The sequence below is a fragment of the Agromyces aurantiacus genome (assembly GCF_016907355.1).
GTDB lineage: Bacteria > Actinomycetota > Actinomycetes > Actinomycetales > Microbacteriaceae > Agromyces > Agromyces aurantiacus.
Genome location: NZ_JAFBBW010000001.1, coordinates 859,579 through 880,072, shown reverse-complemented (window position 1 = coordinate 880,072; position 20,494 = coordinate 859,579). Strand labels below are relative to the sequence as shown.

Sequence of the window (20,494 nt, the reverse complement as noted above, 5' to 3'; positions counted from 1 at the left end):
CGGGCGCCGCCGATGATCGACCGCGCGTCGCGCCTGGTACCCGAACCGCGCAGCAGCGCCGACGTCATCGGCGAGCATTCGCAGTTCCGCCTCGACCTCGAGCGGATCCGGTTCTCGCCGTACTTCTCGCGGCTCTCGGCGGTGACCCAGGTGATCGCCCAGCCCGGCGCCGGGCCGCTCATCCACAACCGCCTCACGCACTCGATCAAGGTCACGGCCGTCGCTCGTGCCATCGCCGTGTCGCTCACCGACGCCGCCTCGCCGTACCGTGCGTTCGCGCTCGCGCACGGCTGCGACGCGGTGGTCGTGCAGGCGGCGGCGAGCGCGCACGACCTCGGGCACCCGCCCTTCGGCCACCTCGGCGAGCGCGTGCTCGACCGGCTCGCGCGCGAGACGCTCGGCCTGCCCGACGGGTTCGAGGGCAACGCGCAGAGCTACCGGATCATCACCGCGCTCGACGTGAGCGAGATGGCCCCGCGCGGCCTCAACCTCACCGCCGCGGTGCGCACGGCGGTCGCGAAGTACCCGTGGACGCGCTTCCTCGACGTCGACGCGCTCGGCGATGGCCCGTTGCCGCGCGGCCTCCGGCGCACGGCCGACGGCGTCGACGTGCCGAAGTACTCGGCGTACGGCATCGACGCGGCCGACCTCGACGAGGCCCGCCGAGGCCTCCCGCCGCTGCGCCAGTCGCTCGAGTGCTCGATCATGGACGTCGCCGACGACATCGCGTACTCGATCCACGACGTCGACGACTTCCACCGGGCCGGCCTGCTCAGCCAGGGCGCGGTGGCACGCGAGTTCCGCGGCTGGATGGAGTCGTGCGTGCGGCTCGCAGGTCTCGCCGCCGACGAGCTGGTCGGGCGCACGGCGCCGCCGGGCAGCGCGCTCGAGGCGCTCCGGCGCAAGCTCAATGCGAGCGACCCGTGGATCGCCGACGACGAGACGTTCCGCGCCGCCGTGGGCGTCGTCGCCGACGACCTCGTCGACGGCCTGCTCGCGAGCCCCTTCGACGGCTCCATCGCCTCGGAGCGGGCCCTGTCGTCATTCACGAACCGGTGGATCACCCACCTGCAGTCGTCGGTCGTGCCCGCGCCCGAGGGCGTGGTCCGCGCCGGACTCGTGACGCTCGACGGGCCGGCGTGGCACGAGGTCGAGATCCTCAAGTTCGTGCACCGGCACTTCATCCTCGACCGCTCCGACATCGTGATGTACCAGCGCGGTCTCAGCCGCGTGCTCACGCGGGCGGTGAAGGGCCTGACCGCGTGGATCCGCGACGAGGACGATCGCGACCGCGTGCCGCAGCGGCTGAAGGAGCTCGTGGAGATCGCGACCGACGCCTACGCGCGGCTGCGCGAGTCGGCGCCCGACGGGGTGCCGGTGCCCGAGGCATCCGCGGTCGGCTCGCTCGGCGTCGGCCGAGGGGTGATCGACTACGTCGCCTCGCTCTCCGACGACCAGGCGCTCGCGGTCTCGGAGGCGATCGACGGCCGGCCCGACCGGCTCTGGGACATCGGCCAGAACCTGTAGCTACTTCGCCGAGGTCAGCGCCGCGCGCGCCGCGGTCGTGATGCCGTCGGCGATCGCGTCGAGGAGCGGCGACCCGAGGTTCCACTGCTGCCAGTGCAGCGGCACGTCGACGGGCGGGCCGCCGAGCGCCACGAGCTGGCCGCGCTCGAGTTCGGCGGCGGACTGGAAGCCGGGCAGCAGCCCCCATCCGAGCCCGAGCTTGATCGCGGTGGCGAAGTCGTTCGACGCGGGCACGTAGTGCCGCGGCGGCTCCGCGGCATCCGCCCCGATGCGCCGCAGGTACTCGGCCTGCAGGTCGTCGCGCCGGTCGAAGTCGACCCGCGGCGCGGCGGCGAGTGCGCCCGCGAGCGCCGCGGCGTCCACCCCATCGGGGCACCACCGGGCGACCCAGCCCGGCGTGGCCACGGCGGTGTAGCGCATGACCCCGAGCGGGCGCACGAGGCAGCCCGCGACGGGCGTCGCCTGCGAGGTGACGGCGCCCATCACGGCGCCCGACTCGAGCAGGCCCGCGGTGAAGTCCTGGTCGTCGCGGTGCAGGTCGAACACGACGGAGTGCCGCTCGGCGATGCGCGCGAGCGCGGGCAGGAACCAGGTGGCGAGCGAGTCGGCGTTGACGGCGAGGGGCACGGTCGTGGGGCGGGCGGATGTCGCGTCGCCGCCGCCGAACGCGGCGAGCGCGTCGTGCTCGAGCAGGGCGAGCTGGCGCGCGAGCCGCACGACGGCCGCGCCGGCGTCGGTGACGCGCACGGGCTTGGAGCGCACGACGAGGACGCGCCCGAGCCGCAGCTCGAGTTGCTTGACGCGTTGCGAGACCGCCGAGGGCGTGATGCCCAGGTCGGCCGCCGCCGCCTCGAACGTGCCGGCGTCGAGCACCGTCGCAAGGGTTCGGGCCAGGTCGAGCGGAATCTGCATGAAGTGATGCTAATGCTGATGAAGAATCCTGAGCTGGTTTTCATTGAGCCCGGAACCTAGCCTCGAGGCATGGACTTCTCCGCGCTCCTCGCCGGCCTGGGCCTGGGCTTCTCGCTCATCGTCGCCATCGGCGCGCAGAACGTGTTCGTGCTGCGACAGGGCATCCGCCGCGAGCACGTGCTCATCGTCGCGGCGATCTGCACGGCATCCGACGCGGCCCTCATCCTCGCCGGCGTCGGCGGCATGGGCGCGGCGCTCAACGCGGCGCCCTGGCTGGTCGGCGTCGCGCGATGGGCGGGTGCCGCGTTCCTCGTCGGCTACGCGTTCCTCGCCGCACGCCGCGCGCTGCGCGGATCGGAGTCGGGGCTCGCCGTGTCCTCCGAGGATCAGCAGACCGGCGGTGCACCGGGCGGGGCGGGGAGGGGTGGGGGCGCCTCCTCCCCCGCCACCGGGGTCCTCACCCGACCGGCCGTGATCCCGGTCGTGCTCACCTGCCTCGCCCTGACCTGGCTGAATCCGCACGTCTACCTCGACACCGTCGTGCTGCTCGGATCGGTCGGCGCGACGCACGGCGACCAGCGCTGGGTCTTCGCGGCCGGCGCGATCCTCGCGAGCGCGGTGTGGTTCTTCTCGCTCGCGTACGGCGCGAGGCTGCTCGGCCGGGTGCTCGCGAGCCCGCGCTCGTGGCGCATCCTCGACGGCGTCATCGCGGTCGTGATGCTCGCGATCGCGGTCTCGCTCGTGCTGCCCGCCTGAGCCGTGCTAGCGTGTCGGGCATCGTGAGCACCACCACCTGTCGCTGCTGTCGCCGCTAGGCGGTCGTCTCCCCGACGACCCCAGGGCGCGATTCCTCCGCGCCGCCGACCGCAGCCCCCGTGCTCACGCCGCATCCGACGCGTCCGCGTCAGCTCCGCGGCATCCGCTCTCGAGGCACACGTCTCGAACCGGATGTCACGCAGCCGACGTCGAAGGATGCCGGGGCCGCCTCACCGTCGGCGCACCATCCCGGCACCTCGAAAGGACCAGCACATGTCCGGCATCCCCGTCCTCGACCTCTCCCTCCTCAACGGCACGCCCGAGCAGCAGGCGCGCTTCCGCGACGACCTGCGTCGCGCGACCCACGAGGTGGGCTTCTTCTCGCTCATCGGCCACGGCGTGCCCGCCGAGCTCATCGACCGTGCCTACGACGTCGCGCGCGCGTTCTTCGCGCTGCCCGAATCGCACAAGCTCGCGATCGAGAACGTGACGAGCCCGCACTTCCGCGGCTACACGCGCATGGGCGGCGAGCGCACCCTCGGCCGCGTCGACATCCGCGAGCAGATCGACCTCGGCGCCGAGCGCCCGGCGGTGGCGATGACCGCCGACACGCCCGACTACTGGATCCTGCAGGGCCCGAACCTCTGGCCCGCCGCGCTGCCCGAGCTGCGCGAGGTCGCCGAGGAGTGGATCGCCCGCCTCGACGAGGTCGCCACGCGGCTGCTGCGCGCCTGGGCCGAGGCGCTCGGCGCGTCATCCGACGCCTTCGACGCGGCGTTCGCCACGCCCTCGCCGTACATGAAGATCGCCCGGTACCCCGGCGTCGAGGCCGAGCAGCCCGCGCAGGGCGTCGGAGCCCACAAGGACCTCGGGGTGCTCACGCTGCTCTCGGTCGAGGAGGGCAAGGCGGGCCTGCAGGTCGAGAAGGACGGCGAGTGGATCGACGTGACCCCGCCCGCCGGCGCGTTCGTCGTGAACATCGGCGAGCTGCTCGAGATCGCGACGGGCGGCTACCTCAAGGCCACGCTGCACCGCGTGGTCTCGCCCGCGCCGGGCACCGAGCGCATCTCGATCCCCTACTTCCACGGGCCGTCGCTCGACGCGACCATCCCGACCATCGAGCTGCCGCCGGCGCTCGCGGCCGAGGCCCGCGGCGTCACCGAGGACCCCGCGAACCCGCTGCACGCGGTCTTCGGCGAGAACTGGCTGAAGAGCCGCCTGCGGGCCCACCCGAACGTGGTCGAGGCGCAGCACCCGCACCTCCTCGTCGGCGCCTGAGGCATTCCGGGATCGGTGTCGAAACCGGGTTCCCTCGTTCGTCGTACCTGCGTAGCGTGACCGAGAGAGAGGATTCCGCCATGGAGTACGCACTGTTCTACGCCGAGGGCGCCGATGCCCTGCCGTACGTGCCCGAGCAGGACAACGTCGGCGAATGGGTCGACGAGGTCGAGGCCCGCGGGGTGTCCGAGTACGGCGAGCGGCTGCGGCCCGAGCAGGATGCCACGACCGTCCGCGTGCGCGGCGGCGAGGTGCTCGTGGTCGACGGCCCGTTCACCGAGTCGAAGGAGTCGATCGGCGGCTTCGACGTGATCGAGGCGAGCGACCTCGACGAGGCGATCGAGGTCGCGTCGAAGCATCCGGTCGCCTCATTCGGGCGGGTCGAGATCCGCCCGTTCGTCCGCTGGCCCGACGCCGAGCCGGGCTCGCGCGTCGTTCCCGCGGGCTTCGCCGACCGTTCCGCGGCCGGGAGCCGCTACCTCATGCTCGTCGTCGCCGAACCGGGCGGCGAGCGCGGCGCCGTCGATGGCAGCACGCCCGAGGACGACGACCCCGAGGCGTGGGTGCGCGAGATGGACGGCCGCGGCGTGCGGCAGTTCGGCGAGGTGCTCCGCCCGCCGGCCGACGCCACGTTCGTCCAGCGCCGCCACGGCGAGGTGCTCGTGACCGACGGCGGGTTCGCCGAGGCCAAGGAGTGGGTGGCCGGCTTCGACCTCATCGAGGTGCGCGACCTGGCCGAGGCGATCGAGGTCGCGGCGAAGCATCCGATGGCCCGGGGCGGGGCGATCGAGCTGCGCCCGCTCTGGCCGTTCGACGTGCACGAGGACCCCCTCGTGCGGGAGGCGCGCGAGGGGGCCGACCGGTTCCGTCGCCTCGAGCCGCCCGCCGCCGAGGCGCTCGCCGGGGCCGCGCTCTGACCGACGCACCCGGTTCGGACGAGGCGCCGGGCGCCGGCGGGCCCGCCCCGCTCGCGCCCGGCGTCTCGGCCGCCCTGCGCGACGCGTACCGCTCCGAGTGGGCGCGCGTCGTCGCGACGCTCATCCGCGTCACCGGCGACTGGGATGTCGCGGAGGAGGCCGCCGCGGGCGCCTTCGAACGGGCCGCGCAGGCGTGGCCCCGCGACGGCGTGCCGCGCACCCCCGGCGCGTGGCTCACGACCGCCGCGCGGAACCTCGCGCTCGACCGGCTTCGCCGGCGCGGCGTCGAACGCGGCAAGGTCCTGGAGTGGATGGCGATGCAGGAGCTCGAGGGGCACGGCGACGGGCCGCCCGACCCGGCGGACGTCGTGGCCGAGCCGTCGCCCGAGTGGGACGACCGGCTGCGCCTCGTCTTCACGTGCGCGCACCCCGCGCTGCCGATGGAATCGCGCGTCGCGCTCACGCTGCGCACCGTCGGAGGCCTGGAGACCGGCGAGATCGCGCGCGCGTTCCTCGTGCCCGAGCCCACCATGGGGCAGCGCATCTCGCGCGCGAAGCGCAAGATCCGGAACGCGGCCATCCCGTACCGGGTGCCCACGCCCGACCTGCTGCCCGAGCGGCTCGACGGCGTGCTCGCCGTGCTCTACCTCATCGCGAACGAGGGGTACCTCGCCTCGCACGGCGACGCGCTGCAGCGGCTCGACCTCGCGGCCGAGGCGATCCGGCTCACCCGGCTCGTGGTGGCGCTGCTCCCCGATGCCGACGAGGCGCGCGCGCTCCTCGCGATGATGCTGCTGCAGCACGCGCGCTCGGCGGCCCGCGTCGACGCCGCCGGCGACCTCGTGCCGCTGCCCGAGCAGGACCGCTCGCGCTGGGACGCCGCGGAGATCGCCGAGGGGCTCGCGCTGCTCGACGGGGGCACCGCAGGCGCCGGGGATGCACCGCCCGGGCCGTACCGCCTGCAGGCCGAGATCCAGGCGGCGCACGCCGTCGCGCGCTCGGCCGACGAGACCGACTGGGCCGCGATCGCCGCCCGCTACGACGCGCTCGCGATGCTCGCCGACTCGCCGTTCGTCGCCCTCAACCGCGCGATCGCGCGCGGCCTCGCGTTCGGTGCGCGGCACGGGCTCGACGATCTCGCGCTGCTCGAGGCATCCGGACGCCTCGAGGGCTACCACCTGCTGCCCGCCGCGCAGGCCGACCTGCTCCGCCGCCTGGGCGAGGCGGATGCCGCGGCCGCGCGCTACCGCGACGCGATCGCCCTGGCGCCCACCGCGCCCGAGCGCCGCTTCCTCGAGCGCCGCCTCGCCGAGCTCGGGCCCACCCACCCCGCCGACTGATCGCGGCGCCGCCGCCCGCCGCCGCGCCGCCCCCGCCCCGCCCCGCCCGCCCGCGCCGGCCGCCGGCGTCCATTCCTGCGGATATACGATCCGCCACCCCGGTGCCGGCACGACTTCGTCGGCGCGGCGGATCGTATATCCGCGGATCTGGACCGAAGCGTGCAGGGTCCGGCCGCTGACGCGGGACAAGCGGAGCAGGGAGCGTGCGGCGGGGCTGCCCGGGCATCCACCGGTCGGTGGAGGGCAAGATCGACCGGCCCACGGCTGCCGTCCGGCGCGCAGCCACGGCAGGCTCGGAGGCATGGACCACACCACCTCCGAAGAGGGCCCCGCGATCCGCGTCCGCGGCCTCCGCAAGGACTACGGCGGCACCACCGCGGTCGACGGGATCGACCTCGACATCCCGCGCGGCGAGACGTTCGCGCTGCTCGGCCCGAACGGGGCGGGCAAGTCGACCACGATCGAGATCCTCGAGGGCTATCGCCTGCGCACGGCGGGCGAGGTCCGCGTGCTCGGCGAGGATCCGGCGCGTGGCGGGCTCGACTGGAAGGCACGGCTCGGCATCGTGCTGCAGTCGGCGACCGAGCCCGGGCAGTACACCGTGCGCGAGCAGCTCGCCCATTTCGCGCGCCTCTACCCCGACCCGCGTGACGTCGACGAGGTGATCGCCGCCGTCGGCCTCGAGGCGACGGCGCGCACGCGCATCTCGAAGCTCTCCGGCGGGCAGCGTCGCCGTGTGGATGTCGCCCTGGGGATCATCGGCAGGCCCGAGCTGCTGTTCCTCGACGAGCCGACCACGGGCTTCGACCCCGAGGCGCGCCGCGAGTTCTGGCGGCTCATCCGCTCGCTCAAGGACGAGGGCACGACGATCCTGCTCACGACGCACTACCTCGACGAGGCGGCGCAGCTCGGCGACCGTGCCGGAGTCATCCTCGGCGGGCGCCTCGTCGACGTCGCGCCGATCGACGAGCTCGGCGGCGCCGGGGCGCGCGTGCCGCTCGTGCGCTGGCGGGACCCCGACGGCACGCCGCGCGAGCTGCGCGCCGAGCGGCCGGCCGAGCTCGTGGCCTCGATCGCGCGATCGCTCGACGGCGAGCCCGAGGGGCTCGAGGTCATCCGTCCGAGCCTCGAGGACATCTACCTGGACCTGGTGGGCGCGGCGGCGGCCGACGCCCGTGACGAGGAGGGGGCGCTCGCATGAGCACCATCGAGACGACCGCGGCCGGCTCGCGCCGCGACATCCGGGCCGTCGACGGCGGGGGCCCGCGGGGCACGGCCAAGCGGCCCGGCCGACCGGCCGTCGGCGCCGCGCGCATCGGCCACGAGGTGCGCGGCTACTTCCGCTCGGCCGACACCGTGTTCTTCACGTTCCTGTTCCCGCTCATCATGCTCGGCATCTTCACGGCCGCCTTCAGCTCGGCCGGCGAGATCCAGCCGGGGCCCGACGCCGAGGCGATCTCGGTCGGCGCGTACTACCTGCCCGGCATGCTCGCGGCGGGCCTGCTGCTCTCGGGCGTGCAGAACCTCGCGGTCGACATCGCGACCGAGCGATCCGACGGCACGCTCAAGCGCCTCGGCGGAACGCCGCTCTCGCCGGTGTCCTACTTCATCGGCAAGCTCGGGCAGGTGTTCGTGACGGGCGCGCTGCAGGCCGCGCTGCTGCTGCTCGCGGCGGGCACGGTCTTCGGCATCGCGCTGCCGACCGAGCCCGAGGCGTGGCTGACGTTCGCGTGGGTGTTCGTGCTCGGCATCACCACGTCGGCCCTGCTCGGCATCGCGCTCTCGGCGCTGCCGCGCTCGGGCAAGTCGGCGAGCGCCGTGGTCGTGCCGATCATGCTCGTGCTCCAGTTCATCTCGGGCGTGTACCTCCAGTTCAGCGCGCTGCCGGAGTGGATGCAGAACCTCGCGAGCCTCTTCCCCCTCAAGTGGATGGCGCAGGGCATGCGCGCCGCATTCCTGCCCGACGACTTCGCCGTGCTCGAGCAGCACGAGTCGTGGGACCTCGGCTGGGTGGCCGTCGCGCTCGCGGCCTGGCTCGTCGTCGGCCTCGTGGCCAGCCGGCTCACGTTCCGCTGGATCCGGCGCGACGCCTGAGGACTGTGGGAGTCTGACGGCATGCAGAACGTGCGGTGGTGGGATGCCGCGGCGATCACGGTCACCGCCGTGATCGTCGCCCTCTCGCTCATCGAGCCGCCCTACGGGCCGCGCGATGTCGGCACGTGGATCGTCGCCGGCACCTTCCTGCTGGTGCACCTGGCCTGGGGCCGCCGGTGCGTGCCCGAGGTCGCCGCCGGCCCGCACCTGGCGATCTCCATCGCCTACGCGGTCCTGCTCGCGGTCGGCACGACCTTCGATCCGACGTTCTCGATCATGCAGGCGTTCCTGTACCCGTTCGTGTGGTCGACCGCCCCGTCGGTGCGCAGCGCGATCGTCGCCAACGTGCTCGTCGCGATCGCCATCGTCGTCGGCTACACCGCGCGGTTCGGCCTCGAGGGGTTCGCCACGGGCGCGGCCGTGGCCACCCTCTCCGTCGTGTTCAGCATCGCGCTGGGCCTCTGGATCACCCGGATCGCCGAGTACGGCGAGGAGCGCGCGCGATTGCTGGCCGACCTGCAGGCCGCCCAGGGGCAGCTCGCCGCGATGCACCGCGACGCGGGCGTCGTCGACGAGCGCGCACGGCTCGCCCGCGAGATCCACGACACGATCGCGCAGAGCCTGACCGGGCTCGTGATGGTGGCCCAGCGCACGTCGCGGCGGCTCGCGCCGGTCGAGGGCGAGGCCGCGGCATCCGCTGGCGACGACGTCGAGCTCATGGAGCAGATGGCGCGCGATGCGCTCACGGAGGCGCGCGGGCTCGTGGCGTCGCTCGCGCCCGTCGACCCCGACACGGGGCTCGCCGAGGCGCTGCGCCGCCTCTCGGCGGGGTTCGAGCGCGAGACGGGCGTGCGCGTCACGGTGACAGCGGACGTCTCGGGACTCGATCGCGAGCTCGAGGTGGTGCTGCTGCGCTGCGCGCAGGAGGCGCTCGCGAACGTGCGCAAGCACGCGCGCGCCACGACGGCCGAGGTCGAGGTGGCGCGGCTCGACGGCGAGGTCGTGCTCGAGGTGCGCGACGACGGCGACGGTCCGGGTCCGGGCGTGGCCGGCGACCGCGGCTTCGGCCTCGCCGGCATGCGGGACCGGGTCGCGCTCGTCGGCGGGCGCGTGGCGTTCGGGCCGGGCGATGCGGGCGGCGCCGTGCTGCGGGTGCTCGTCCCCCTCGCCGGGGGCGCGGACGACGCGGCCGAAGCGGCGGGCACGACGACGGGAGTGGAGGCATGATCCCCATCCGCGTGCTGGTCGCCGACGACCACCCGATCGTGCGCGCGGGCATCGTGGGGCTGCTCGACGCCGAACCGGGCATCCAGGTGGTGGGCGAGGCGGTCGACGGCGCCGACGCCGTCGCCCTCGCGGCCGAGCTGCGACCCGACCTCGTGCTCATGGACCTGCGCATGCCCGTGCTCGACGGCGCGGCCGCGACCGAGCGCATCCTCGCCGCAGCGGGCCCGGGAGTCCGACCCACGCGCGTGCTCGTGCTCACCACCTACGAGACCGACGACCACATCCTCGCCGCGATCGAGGCGGGCGCGAGCGGGTACCTGCTGAAGGCCGCGCCGCAGGAGGAGATCCTCGCGGGCATCCGCTCGGTCGTCGCGGGCGAGACCGTGCTCGCGCCGTCGATCGCCGCGAAGCTCGTGCGCCGCGTGCGCGCCGACGCGACCGCGCCGACGCCGCCCTCGCTGTCGCCGCGCGAGCTCGAGGTGCTGCGCCACGTGGCCCACGGCCGCTCGAACCCCGAGATCGCCCGGATGCTGCACATCGGCGAGGCGACCGTGAAGACGCACCTCATCCACGTCTTCGAGAAGCTCGAGGTGAACGACCGCACGCGCGCGGTGACCCGGGCCATGGAGTTCGGGCTCCTGGCCGGCCCGGGCTCCGAGTAGCCGACGGGCGCACGCCGCCTGCCCCGTGCCCGGGCCGGCGGGCCGTACGCTGGGCGGATGGGCATGGTCACGGGCGTGCGGGTCGCGGCACGGCGTGCGCGCCTGCTGCCCGCGTGGGTGAAGCGAGCGGATGGCGCGGCCGCGCGCCGCATCAACGCCCGCCACACCCATCCGCACGTCGACCGGTTCTGGTCGCGGCTCACCGGCTTCGCCGACAAGGGCGTGCTGTGGTTCACCGCGGCGGGCGTGCTCGCGGCCGTCGGCCGTCCGCGCGCGGCGGCCCGCGGCATCCTGTCGCTCGTCGCCGCGAGCGCGCTGACGAACCTCATCGCCAAGCGCGTCTTCGGGGGCGACCGCCCCACGCTCGAGGACGTGCCCATCGGGCGACGGCTCCCCGTGCAGCCGTCGAGCCGCACGTTCCCCTCGGGGCACTCGGCGAGCGCGGCCGCGTTCACGACGGGCGTCGCGCTGGAGTCGCCGCGGGTCGGCGCCGCACTCGCACCGGTCGCGCTGGGCGTCGCGTACTCGCGACTGCACACGGGCGCGCACTGGCTCTCCGACGTGGTCGGCGGGCTCGCGCTGGGCGTCGGCGTCGCGGCCGCCGGCGCGGCGATCATCCGCCCGCGTCCCGGTCCGCCCCCGCCGCCGGTGCCGCCGGGTGCCGACCGCGAACTGCCCGCCTCGCCCGACGGCGACGGCGTGTTCGTCGTCGTCAACCGGTCGGCGGGCACGAGCGTCGTGCGCGCCGACCCCCTGGATGTGCTCGCCGAGCGACTGCCGAAGGCTGAGCTGCGCGTGCTCGAGCCCGGCGAGGACCCCGGCGAGGCCGTGCGCGCGGCGCTCGCGCGGCCCACGCCGCCGCGCATCGTCGGAGTCTGCGGCGGCGACGGCTCGGTGGCGTGCGTCGCCGACGACGCGCGGCGCGCGGGCGTGCCCCTGATGGTCGTGCCGGCGGGCACGTTCAACCACTTCGCGCGCACCGCGGGCGTGCCGTCCGTCGACGCCGCGGTCGACGCGGTGCAGCGCGGCGAGGGCGTGCGGGTGGATGTCGCCGAGCTGACGTTCGGCGAGCACGAGCCGATCACGGTCACGAACGTCGCGTCGGTCGGGGTCTACCCCGACTTCGTGGCCGAGCGCGAACGCCTGCAGCACCGGCTCGGCAACAAGTGGCTCTCGGCGATCATCGCCGCGGAACGGGTGCTGCGCCGCTCCGACCCCGTCACGGTCGTGGTCGACGGACGGCGGGCGCAGGTGTGGACGCTCTTCGTCGGCGTCGGCCGCAACGACCGCGACCTGCCCGCGCCGCTGCAGCGGCGCACGCTCGACGACGGCCTGCTCGACGTGCGCGCGCTGCACGCCGGCTCGCGCACGGGCGCGGTCGCCTCGCTCGCGTTCGGGCACCGCACCGCCGCCGTGCTGCGTGCGCTGCGGCTCATCCCCGAGCGGGTCGAGGCCTTCACCGCCACCGAGCTCACGGTCGACGTGCGGCCCCGGCACGGGCAGCCGCCGGGCTTCGCGCACGACGGCGAGGTCGCGCTCGACGAGCCCGCCGCGGCCTCCGCGCACCTCTCGGCGCCCGGCTACCGCACCACGATCCGGGTCGTGCCGGGCGCGCTCGACGTGTACCGGCCCGCGGTCCGCGCGGCCGCGTCGGAACGCGCCGCTTAGATCTCGACGCCGACGAGCACCGGTTCGGGGTGCAGCAGGATGCCGAACTCGGCCTGCACCCTGCCCTGCACGAAGCGGGCGAGCTGCGCCACCTCCTCGGCCATCGCACCGCCGCGGTTGGTGAGCGCGAGCGTGTGCTTGGTCGAGATCGAGGCCCGCGACCCGGGCAGCGCGAACCCGCGGCGGATGCCGCTGTGCTCGATGAGCCACGCGGCCGAGAGCTTCACGAGCGGCGGCGGCGCCGAGGCATCCGCCGCCTGCTCGCCGACCCGCTCGAGTTCGGCCTGGTGGGCGAGGAACGCGTCGAGCGGCGACTCGGCCGCGAGTTCGGCGAGCGGGGTGACCTCGTCGGGTTCCTCGGGCTCGACGTACCAGCGGGGCGCGTCGGCGGGCAGCGTGCGCGCGACGCGCTCGGGGACGATCGGGTTCGTGAAGAACGAGCCCGCACTCACCGAATCGGGGTCGTCGGGATCGAGCACCATGCCCTTGCCGGCGCGCAGGGCGAGCACGGCCTCGCGCACGCGCGCGAGCGGCACGCGGTCGCCGAGCTGCACGCCGAGCGCCGTGGCGAGCTGCGCGTAGGCGACGGGCGTGCCGAGCGCCTCGCCGAGCACCTCGCGCTCGGCGGTCGTGTCGTGCAGCACGAACTCGACCGCGACGACGACGCCCGTCAGGCCCTGCTTCAGGACCGACGTGCGGTAGCCGAGCTCGAGTTCGTCGGCCGACATCCAGCCGGGCTCGGGCTCGCCCTCGCCGAGGAACTCGATGCCGACGAGCGCGCTCTGCAGCTCCTGCCCGTAGGCGCCGATGTTCTGGACGGGTGACGCGCCGACCGAGCCGGGGATGCCCGAGAGCGCCTCGAGGCCCGCGTAGCCGTGCTCGACGGTGTACGCGACGAGGTCGTCCCAGTTCTCGCCGGCCTGCACGCGCACGAGGACGGTGCCCTCCTCGTCGCCCGGGCGCACCTCGATGCCGTGGGTCGCGATGCGGATGACGGTGCCGGGGAATCCCGCGTCGCCGACGAGCAGGTTCGACCCGCCGCCGACGACCATCCACGGCTCGCCCGACTCGTCGGCCTCGACGACGAGGTCGACGAGCTCGTCGCGCGTGGTCGCCGTGACGAGCCGGCCGATCGGGCCGCCGACGCGCAGGGTGGTGAGGTCGGCGAAGCGGAGGTCGTGTTCCTCTCGCGGATCGGCCGATGCCGGGGTTCCGGACCCGCTCATCTAGGCGAGCACCACCCGCACCTGCGCCTTGCCGAGCACGGTCGCGCCCTCGAAGCTCACGGTCAGGTCGATGCGCGCCGCGCGCGCCTCGGCGTCGAGCTGACCGACCTTCGCGACGACCGTGACGTCGGCTCCGGCCTCGGGGTCGACGACGACCGGGCGCGTGAAGCGCGTCTGGTAGTCGACGACGCGAGCCGGGTGGCCCGCCCAGTCGACCACGGGCTGCACCGCGAGGCCCATGGTGAGCATGCCGTGTGCGAGCACGCCCGGCAGGCCGACCGAGGCCGCGACGTCGTCGCGGTAGTGGATCGGGTTGAAGTCGCCCGAGGCGCCGGCGTAGCGCACGAGCGCGTCGCGCGTCAGGTGGAACTCGCGCTCGGCGACCACGTCGCCGACGGCGAGCGCGTCGAAGTCGGGGGCGGCGCTGGGGGCCATCACTCGTCTCCTCGCACGACGAGGGTGGAGATCGCGGTCACGACGTGCTCGCCCGCGGCATCCGTGATCACCGACTCGGCGGTGACCATCGAGTGCGCGCCGAGCGTCTTGACGCTCGAGACCGTGAGGGTCGCGGTCAGCTCGTCGCCCGCGACGATGGGGCGCGACGAGGTGAAGCGCTGGTCGCCGTGCACGACGCGCGTGAAGTCGATGCCGGCGTCGGGCTCGGCGAGCAGCTGCGCGAGCGTGTGCTCCTGCACGACCACCGCGAAGGTCGGCGGCGCGACGACGTCGGCGTGGCCCGCGGCGCGCGCGGCCTCGACGTCGAGGTTGATCGGGTTCGTCGCGAACACGGCGCGCGCGAACTCGCGCACCTTCTCGCGACCCACGAGGTACGGCTGGGTGGGCGCGAACACGCGGCCCTGCAGCTCGGGGTTCACTGGCACCGTGCCAGTCTACGCAGCGGCCGCGCGGCGGGTCGGCGCAGCCGCGGGCCGCGCGAGTGGATGCCGTTCGCACCGTTCGAGCGCGCCGGCGGTGCATTCGGCATCCACTCGCCGCGGATGCGGGCGTCGGCTCAGCGCTTGCCGCCGCCGAGCAGGCCGCCGAGCAGGTCGCCGAGGCCGCCGAGCATGCCGCCGCCCGCACCGGCACCGCCGCCCGCAGCGCCGCCGCCCCCGAGGCCGCCGAGCAGCCCGCCGAGGAGGTCGCCGATGCCGCCGCCGCCCGCGGGCGCCTCCGCCTGGGCGGATCCACCGCCCTGGCTGCGCTTGGCGAACTGGCTCGCGAGGAAGCTCAGCACGATCGGCGCGAGGATCGGCAGCAGCTTCTGGATGAGCCCCGGCTCGGTGCCGCCGGTCGAGCCCAGCTTCTGCACGACCTGGTCGGTGTTCGCGCCGAAGACGTTGTGCACGATCTTGCCGCCGTCGTCCTCGTCGACCTCGTCGAGGTTCACGCCGCCCTCGAACAGCTGCGGCGAGTGGTGCTGCACGGCGCGCTCGAGCGATGCGGCGCCCGCGGCATCCTGCGCGTTGGCGCCCATGCCGCCGAGCAGCGCCGGCAGGGCCTCGTCGACCGCCCGGCGGGCTGTGGGCTCGTCGACGCCGAGCCTCGCGGCCAGGTCGGAGATCGGGATGTTGGCGATGATGTCGTCGTACGCGGCCATGCGGCTCCCCCTTCGCGCCCGCCGTCGGGCGCTCCACGCTTCACGCTACTGCCCACCCCCTGCTCGCGGCACCCCGCCGACGCCCGCGCTCGCGCATCGAGCGGTCGGGGATGCGCGTCCCGTGCGCCATTCGCGACCTCTCGACCAAGCTCTCCGCGAGATTCAAGCTTGACTTATATAAGTCGCCACTGAATGATGGAGTCGTGCACGCGCTCGACATCCTCGGCGATCCGGTCCGGCGCCGGATCGTGGAACTGCTCGCCGACGGCGAACTGCCGGCCGGCGAGATCGGGCGCGTCGTGCAGCGCGAGTTCGGCATCAGCCAGCCGGCGGTGTCGCAGCACCTGCGCGTGCTGCGAGAGTCCGGCTTCGCCTCGGTGCGCGCCGAGGGCACGCGACGGCTCTACGCGCTCGACCCCGGGCCGATCCGCGAGGCCGCCGAGTGGTTCGGGCCGTTCGAGCGGTTCTGGCGGCCGCGCCTGGATGCGCTCGGCACCGAACTCGCGCGGTCGGCGCGCGCACGTCGGCTCGCGACATCCGCTTCACCCGAGAAGGAGGACTGACATGGACACGCAGGCCCAGATCGACGCGGTCGACCGCGCCCTGACGACCGGCGAGCGCGAGGGCGCACCCGCGCATGTGCAGACGATCGCCCAGACCTACCGCGCGCCCATCGAGGACGTGTGGGACGCGATGACCACGCTCGAGCGCATCCCGCGATGGTTCCTCCCGGTCAGCGGCGACCTGCGACTCGGCGGCCGGTATGCGATCGAAGGCAACGCGAGCGGCACGGTCGAATCTTGCGACGCCCCGAACTCGTTCGGCGTCACCTGGGAGTTCGGCGGCGGCATCACGTGGCTGACGGTGCGACTGAGCCCGGTCGATGCCGAGCACACGCGCGTCGAGCTCGAGCACGTGGCCCTCGCCGACGACGTCGGCGCCGAGATGTGGGAGCAGTTCGGCCCGGGCGCCACCGGCGTCGGGTGGGACAGCGCCCTGCTCGGCCTCGCGCAGCACCTCACGACGCGCGAGGTGCGGCCCGACAACTCGGCCGAATGGCTGCAGACCGACGAGGGCGTGCACTTCCTCCGGCTGAGCGCCGACCGGTGGGCCGACGCGCACATCGCGAGCGGGGCGGATGCCGCGGCCGCGCGTCGCGCCGCCGACACGACGTTCGCGGCCTACACCGGAGCGCCCGCCGCGCCCGGTGCCGACTGACCCGCCGCAGCCGGCGCGACCGGACCCGGCCGCGACGCGGAACCGCCCCGCCGGGTGTCGCCGGCGGGGCGGTTCGCGGTCGCGCCGGCCCGCGCGGTGAGCAGCGGGGCCGGTCGCGGGCTCAGTCGGCCGCGTCGCGCGAGAGCCGCTCGCCGCGGAAGAACGCCGGCCGCGCGACGCGCTGCCAGACCATGATGACGACGCCGATGCCGAGGATCGCCACCCCGAGGATGAACACGAGGCCGACGCCGCCGATGTTCGAACCCGATCCGTAGCTCGGGTCCATGCTGTCGACGAGCGTGGTCACGAACAGCACGCTCAGGATGAGGCCGCCGACGAGCGGGGCGACGAGGCGGAAGAACACGTTCCGCGCACTCGCGAACCACGTCCGGCGGAAGTACCACACCGCCGCGAACGCGGTCAGCCCGTAGTAGAAGCAGATCATGATGCCGAGCGTCGTGATCGTGTCCCAGAGCACGTCCTCGCTCACGAATCGCATGATCGCGTAGAACGCGGCGGCGACGACCGCCGAGACCACGGTCGCGTGGCCGGGAGTGAAGAAGCGCGGGCTCACCCGGGCGAACCGCTCGGGCAGGGCGCCGTAGTGACCCATCGCGAGCAGCGTGCGCGCGGGCGACACGAACGTCGACTGCAGGGAGGCCGCCGAGCTCGAGAGCACCGCGAGCGACATGAGGATCGCGAGCGGACCGAGGATGGGTCCCGCGAGATGGAAGAACGCGTTCTCCTGGATGTCGGGGTTGCCGAGGCCGACGCCCTCGGAGCCGATCCCGGCGAAGGCGAGCGCGGCCATCGCCACGAACAGGTAGATCGCGACGACGATCGTGACGGTCAGCGTGGCGGCGCGACCGGGCGTCGTGTGCGAGCCCTTCGTCTCCTCGTTCATCGTGAGCGTCACGTCCCAGCCCCAGAAGACGAACAGCGACACCGAGAGCCCCGCGGCGACGGCCGTGAACGAACCCACCTCGAGCGGGTTGAACCAGCTCAGCTCGACCTGGGTCGCGTCGAACGCGGTGCCGTTCGCGACGTGCCAGAACGCGGCGATGCCGAACCCGATCATGACGAGCAGCTGGAACCCGACGAGCCAGTACTGCACCTTCTGCGTCGTCTGCATGTCGCGGTACGAGATGAGCGTCGCCCCGGCGATGAACACGAGACAGGTGGCGACGTTCACGAACGGGTTGCCGACGAGCTCGGCGAGATCCGGGTTGTTGAACGCCTGCGCGAGCGCGAGGTAGAAGAACTCCACCGCGATGCCCGCGAGGTTCGAGAGCACCACCACCGTCGCGGCGATCAGGCCCCATCCGGCCATCCAGCCCGTCCACGGGCCGAAGGCCCGCGTCGCCCAGGTGAACGAGGTGCCCGAATCGGGCATCGCGCTGTTGAGCTCGCGGTACCCGAACGCGACGAGCAGCATCGGGATGAATCCGAGCAGGAAGATCGCCGGCAGCTGCAGGCCCACCTCGGCGACCGTCGGACCGAGCGAGCCGGTCAGGGTGTAGGCCGGGGCGATGCACGAGATGCCGATGACGATCGCACCGATCAGCCCGACCGAACCCGCGGAGAGGCCCTTCTTCGAGAGGCCGCCGACGGTGGCGCTCGCGGCGGTCAGCGGCGCGTCGAGGAACTCCTGCGGTTCGATCGGCGCGTGCGGCGCCGTGTGCGGAGGATGCGGGTGCGGCTCAGGCGAGTGCGTCATGGCGTGGTCTTTCGTGGTTCGCTCGGCACCACGATGAGCGGTACCGGGAGTTCGCGGAGCATCTTCGATGCCGTCGAACCGAGGAAGAGTCGGCTGGGCGCGGCGAGCCGGCTCGAGCCGACGAGGGCGACCTCGCCGTCGTGCCACTCGAGGGCGCGCACCGACTCCTCGATGGTGTCGCCCGTGGCGACGACCGCCGTGGCCTCGATGCCGGCGGGCAGCGCCGCCCTGGCGTCCTCGAGCACCTGCTGGGCGCCGACGACGCTCGTCAGCTCGACGAGCGAGGTGTCGACGCCCGCGGGCAGGTCGACCGGGACGAGCGACAGCAGCCGAAGCGGCGCGCGCGTGGCGCCGGCGAGTCGGACGGATGCCTCGAGCACCGGGCCCGGGGCGCTGCCGACGGCCGCGGTGATCCGGGTGACGCCCTGCGCGATCGGGACCTCTCGGCTTCCGACGGGAGCGATCACGACCGGGAGGTCGGCCGAGTGCAGCAGTTCGTTCGCGACCGAGCCGATGCGGGTGCGCCCGAACAGGCCGCCGCGCGCGGCGCCGACGACGATGAGGGAGGCGTCGAACTCGTGCGCCGCGGCGAGGAGCCCCTGGGCGAACGACTCGGCGTACCTGATGTGCAGCGACGTCGGCACGCCGGCGCCGAGCGTCGCGGAGGCCTCGGCGAGCCACTCCTGCGAGCGCTCCTTGACGTGCCGCTCGTAGCCCGGGTCGCGCGGCACGACGCCGCCGCGGGCCTCGATCGGCAGCACCATGACGACCTCGACGAGCGCGTCGGTCGCCGCGGCGATGCGGCCGCCGAGGGCGAGCGCATCGGCGCCGCCCTCGGAGGCGGTGTAGCCGACGAGCACGCGGCGATCGGCACCGGCCGAGCTCACGCCCGCGCCTCGAGGACCTGCGACGCGACGAGTCGACCCATGCGGATGGCGCCGTCGACGTGCTGGTAGCCCTTCCCGGCCATGTCGGAGCACGCGAAGCTGATCGGCCCGACGGGCGTGCGCAGGTCGGCGCCGTAGCGCGCGAGGCCGCCCATGTCGAAGCTCGCGGCGTAGGCGCCGCGCGTCCACTCCTCCGAGCCCCAGTCGCTCTCGTAGTAGACGATCGGGTTCTTCGCCTCGTCGCCGTAGTAGTGCGAGAGCGACTCGAGGATGCGCGCCTTGCGCTCCTCGGCGCTCAGGCGGAAGACCTCGTCGGCGGCCTCGTCGGAGACGAAGCCGACGAGCGTGCCGCGGGTGTCGCCGTGGTTGGTGTTGTCGTAGGCCTCGTGCGAGAGCTCGTAGGGGCTGAACGCGGTGCCCGAGAGGCCCTGCTCGCGCCAGAACGGCGTCTCGTAGACGGCGTGCACCTTGATGACGAAGCCCATCGAGATGTGCTGGTGCATCTGGTGCTGCAGGCGGGGCAGCGGCGGCTCGTAGGAGATGCGGTTGATCAGCACGGGGGCGAGCGCGAGGATGACGCGCTGGGCGTGCACCTCGAGCGTGTCGGTCACGACGGTCACGCCCGACTCGGGGTCCTCGGGGTTCCAGCGCACGGTGCGCACCGGCTGGCCGAGCCTCACGGCGTCGCCGAGGCGCTCGGCGAGGCGGATCGGCACCTGCTGGAGGCCGCCGACGACGCGCTTGTCGAGGATGAAGTCGGCATCGACGAGGTTCGAGAACGAGCCCGCCGACGCCGCCATGAGCAGGGCCTGCAGCGCCGAGAACGCGTGGGTCGGCTTGGTGAGCATCGCCCCGGCGATGAACATGCCGATGTTGAGCTTCGCCTCCTCGTCGTCGGTCTGCGTGCCGAGCCACTCGGCGAACGAGATCTCGTCGAGCTCCTTGGCCCGCGGGTGCGCCCACGGCTGCTCGGGGTCGATCTCGGCGACGAGTTCGTCGAGCTTCTCGATGAGGCCGACGATCTCGCCCTCGGTCTTCGCCGGCACGGGGAAGATCTCGCCCTCGAAGAGCCGTCGCTCGCCCGTCTCGCTGATGTAGACGTTCCGGCCCTCGCGGTACCGCTCGTAGGTCTCGAGGCCGAGCTCGTCGAGCGTCTCGATGAGCGCGTCCTGGTCGGGCGAGACCCACTGGCCGCCGACCTCGAGCATCGCGCCGTCGATGACGTCGGTGTGCAGGCGGCCGCCGACGCGGTCGCGGGCCTCGAGCACGACGACGTCGCGACCCGCCTTCACGAGCTCGGTCGCGGCCGTGAGGCCCGCGGCGCCTGCGCCGACGATGACGACGTCGGTCTCGATGCGTTCCATGGTGGTGTTCTGCTTTCTGTGCACGCCGGTGGTCGAGCAGGCCCGGAGGGCCGTACCGAGATCTCGGTACGCGGCGTCGCCGCTACTCGACCACCAGCACG

General features: G+C 73.8%; 20 protein-coding genes. 12 read left to right on the top strand and 8 right to left on the bottom strand.

Annotated elements, in window-relative coordinates; genetic code table 11:
- The first annotated feature begins 12 nt into the window (after positions 1-12).
- Positions 13-1,527, top strand: coding sequence for a deoxyguanosinetriphosphate triphosphohydrolase family protein (locus tag JOD46_RS04135; protein WP_204391866.1), 1,515 nt, complete (start codon positions 13-15; stop codon positions 1,525-1,527).
- Here the strand turns inward: JOD46_RS04135 and JOD46_RS04130 are convergent, their stop codons facing one another.
- Entirely contained in the window at positions 1,528-2,439 is a 912-nt protein-coding gene (locus JOD46_RS04130) for a LysR family transcriptional regulator ArgP (RefSeq protein ID WP_204391865.1), read from the bottom strand.
- Between the two features lie 69 nt (positions 2,440-2,508).
- Between JOD46_RS04130 and JOD46_RS04125 the strand changes: the two genes are divergently transcribed.
- The 9 genes from JOD46_RS04125 (at position 2,509) to JOD46_RS04080 (ending at position 12,381) form a co-directional block, all read left to right on the top strand.
- Positions 2,509-3,195, top strand: a complete 687-nt coding sequence (locus tag JOD46_RS04125; protein ID WP_204391864.1) for a LysE/ArgO family amino acid transporter — start codon at positions 2,509-2,511, stop codon at positions 3,193-3,195.
- 273 nt (positions 3,196-3,468) lie between these two features.
- A complete protein-coding gene (locus JOD46_RS04120) occupies positions 3,469-4,473 on the top strand; it encodes an isopenicillin N synthase family dioxygenase (RefSeq protein ID WP_204391863.1) in 1,005 nt (334 codons plus the stop codon).
- 80 nt (positions 4,474-4,553) lie between these two features.
- Positions 4,554-5,390 carry a YciI family protein gene (locus JOD46_RS18875; protein WP_307834903.1) on the top strand — a complete coding sequence of 279 codons (837 nt, stop codon included), beginning with the start codon at positions 4,554-4,556 and terminating at the stop codon, positions 5,388-5,390.
- Positions 5,387-6,730, top strand: coding sequence for an RNA polymerase sigma factor (locus JOD46_RS04105; protein WP_204396225.1), 1,344 nt, complete (start codon positions 5,387-5,389; stop codon positions 6,728-6,730). Before JOD46_RS18875 ends, JOD46_RS04105 begins: the two co-directional genes overlap by 4 nt.
- Before the next feature lie 301 nt (positions 6,731-7,031).
- A complete protein-coding gene (locus tag JOD46_RS04100; protein WP_204391862.1) occupies positions 7,032-7,931 on the top strand; it encodes an ABC transporter ATP-binding protein in 900 nt (299 codons plus the stop codon).
- Complete coding sequence (locus JOD46_RS04095) at positions 7,928-8,824, top strand: ABC transporter permease (protein WP_204391861.1); 897 nt, start codon at positions 7,928-7,930, stop codon at positions 8,822-8,824. The genes JOD46_RS04100 and JOD46_RS04095 overlap by 4 nt, the downstream gene beginning before the upstream one ends.
- Before the next feature lie 21 nt (positions 8,825-8,845).
- A complete protein-coding gene (locus tag JOD46_RS04090; protein WP_204391860.1) occupies positions 8,846-10,051 on the top strand; it encodes a sensor histidine kinase in 1,206 nt (401 codons plus the stop codon).
- Positions 10,048-10,713, top strand: a complete 666-nt coding sequence (locus JOD46_RS04085; RefSeq protein ID WP_204391859.1) for a response regulator — start codon at positions 10,048-10,050, stop codon at positions 10,711-10,713. The genes JOD46_RS04090 and JOD46_RS04085 overlap by 4 nt, the downstream gene beginning before the upstream one ends.
- Positions 10,714-10,770: 57 nt before the next feature.
- On the top strand, positions 10,771-12,381 hold the full coding sequence (locus tag JOD46_RS04080) for a bifunctional phosphatase PAP2/diacylglycerol kinase family protein (protein WP_239562574.1): 1,611 nt from the start codon (positions 10,771-10,773) through the stop codon (positions 12,379-12,381).
- On the opposite strand, the gene JOD46_RS04075 is transcribed toward JOD46_RS04080, so the two are convergent.
- The 4 genes from JOD46_RS04075 to JOD46_RS04060 all read right to left on the bottom strand — a co-directional run bounded on the left by JOD46_RS04075 (position 12,378) and on the right by JOD46_RS04060 (position 15,207).
- Complete coding sequence (locus JOD46_RS04075; protein WP_204391857.1) at positions 12,378-13,607, bottom strand: UDP-N-acetylmuramate dehydrogenase; 1,230 nt, start codon at positions 13,605-13,607, stop codon at positions 12,378-12,380. The two genes, JOD46_RS04080 and JOD46_RS04075, sit on opposite strands and share 4 nt — an antisense overlap.
- Positions 13,608-14,042 carry a MaoC family dehydratase gene (locus JOD46_RS04070; protein ID WP_204391856.1) on the bottom strand — a complete coding sequence of 145 codons (435 nt, stop codon included), beginning with the start codon at positions 14,040-14,042 and terminating at the stop codon, positions 13,608-13,610.
- Entirely contained in the window at positions 14,042-14,488 is a 447-nt protein-coding gene (locus JOD46_RS04065) for an FAS1-like dehydratase domain-containing protein (protein WP_204391855.1), read from the bottom strand. The genes JOD46_RS04070 and JOD46_RS04065 overlap by 1 nt, the downstream gene beginning before the upstream one ends.
- A gap of 131 nt (positions 14,489-14,619) precedes the next feature.
- Positions 14,620-15,207: a DUF937 domain-containing protein gene (locus JOD46_RS04060; RefSeq protein ID WP_204391854.1), complete on the bottom strand. Its 588-nt coding sequence runs from the start codon at positions 15,205-15,207 to the stop codon at positions 14,620-14,622.
- Positions 15,208-15,410: 203 nt separating this feature from the next.
- Here JOD46_RS04060 and JOD46_RS04055 point away from each other — a divergent pair, with 203 nt between their 5' ends.
- Both JOD46_RS04055 and JOD46_RS04050 read left to right on the top strand, forming a co-directional pair.
- Positions 15,411-15,770 carry an ArsR/SmtB family transcription factor gene (locus tag JOD46_RS04055; RefSeq protein ID WP_204391853.1) on the top strand — a complete coding sequence of 120 codons (360 nt, stop codon included), beginning with the start codon at positions 15,411-15,413 and terminating at the stop codon, positions 15,768-15,770.
- Between the two features lies 1 nt (position 15,771).
- The gene (locus JOD46_RS04050; protein WP_204391852.1) at positions 15,772-16,425 is read left to right on the top strand and encodes an SRPBCC family protein; all 654 of its coding nucleotides are present in this window, start codon (positions 15,772-15,774) and stop codon (positions 16,423-16,425) included.
- A gap of 121 nt (positions 16,426-16,546) precedes the next feature.
- Here JOD46_RS04050 and JOD46_RS04045 read toward each other — a convergent pair whose 3' ends face one another.
- The 3 genes from JOD46_RS04045 to JOD46_RS04035 are packed head-to-tail and all read right to left on the bottom strand — an operon-like array spanning position 16,547 to position 20,417.
- Positions 16,547-18,142 (bottom strand): APC family permease, encoded by a 1,596-nt coding sequence (locus tag JOD46_RS04045; protein WP_204391850.1) that lies wholly within the window; start codon positions 18,140-18,142, stop codon positions 16,547-16,549.
- Positions 18,139-19,029, bottom strand: coding sequence for a universal stress protein (locus JOD46_RS04040; RefSeq protein WP_204391848.1), 891 nt, complete (start codon positions 19,027-19,029; stop codon positions 18,139-18,141). Before JOD46_RS04040 ends, JOD46_RS04045 begins: the two co-directional genes overlap by 4 nt.
- Entirely contained in the window at positions 19,026-20,417 is a 1,392-nt protein-coding gene (locus tag JOD46_RS04035) for a flavin monoamine oxidase family protein (protein ID WP_307834902.1), read from the bottom strand. The genes JOD46_RS04040 and JOD46_RS04035 overlap by 4 nt, the downstream gene beginning before the upstream one ends.
- Positions 20,418-20,494: the final 77 nt, after the last annotated feature.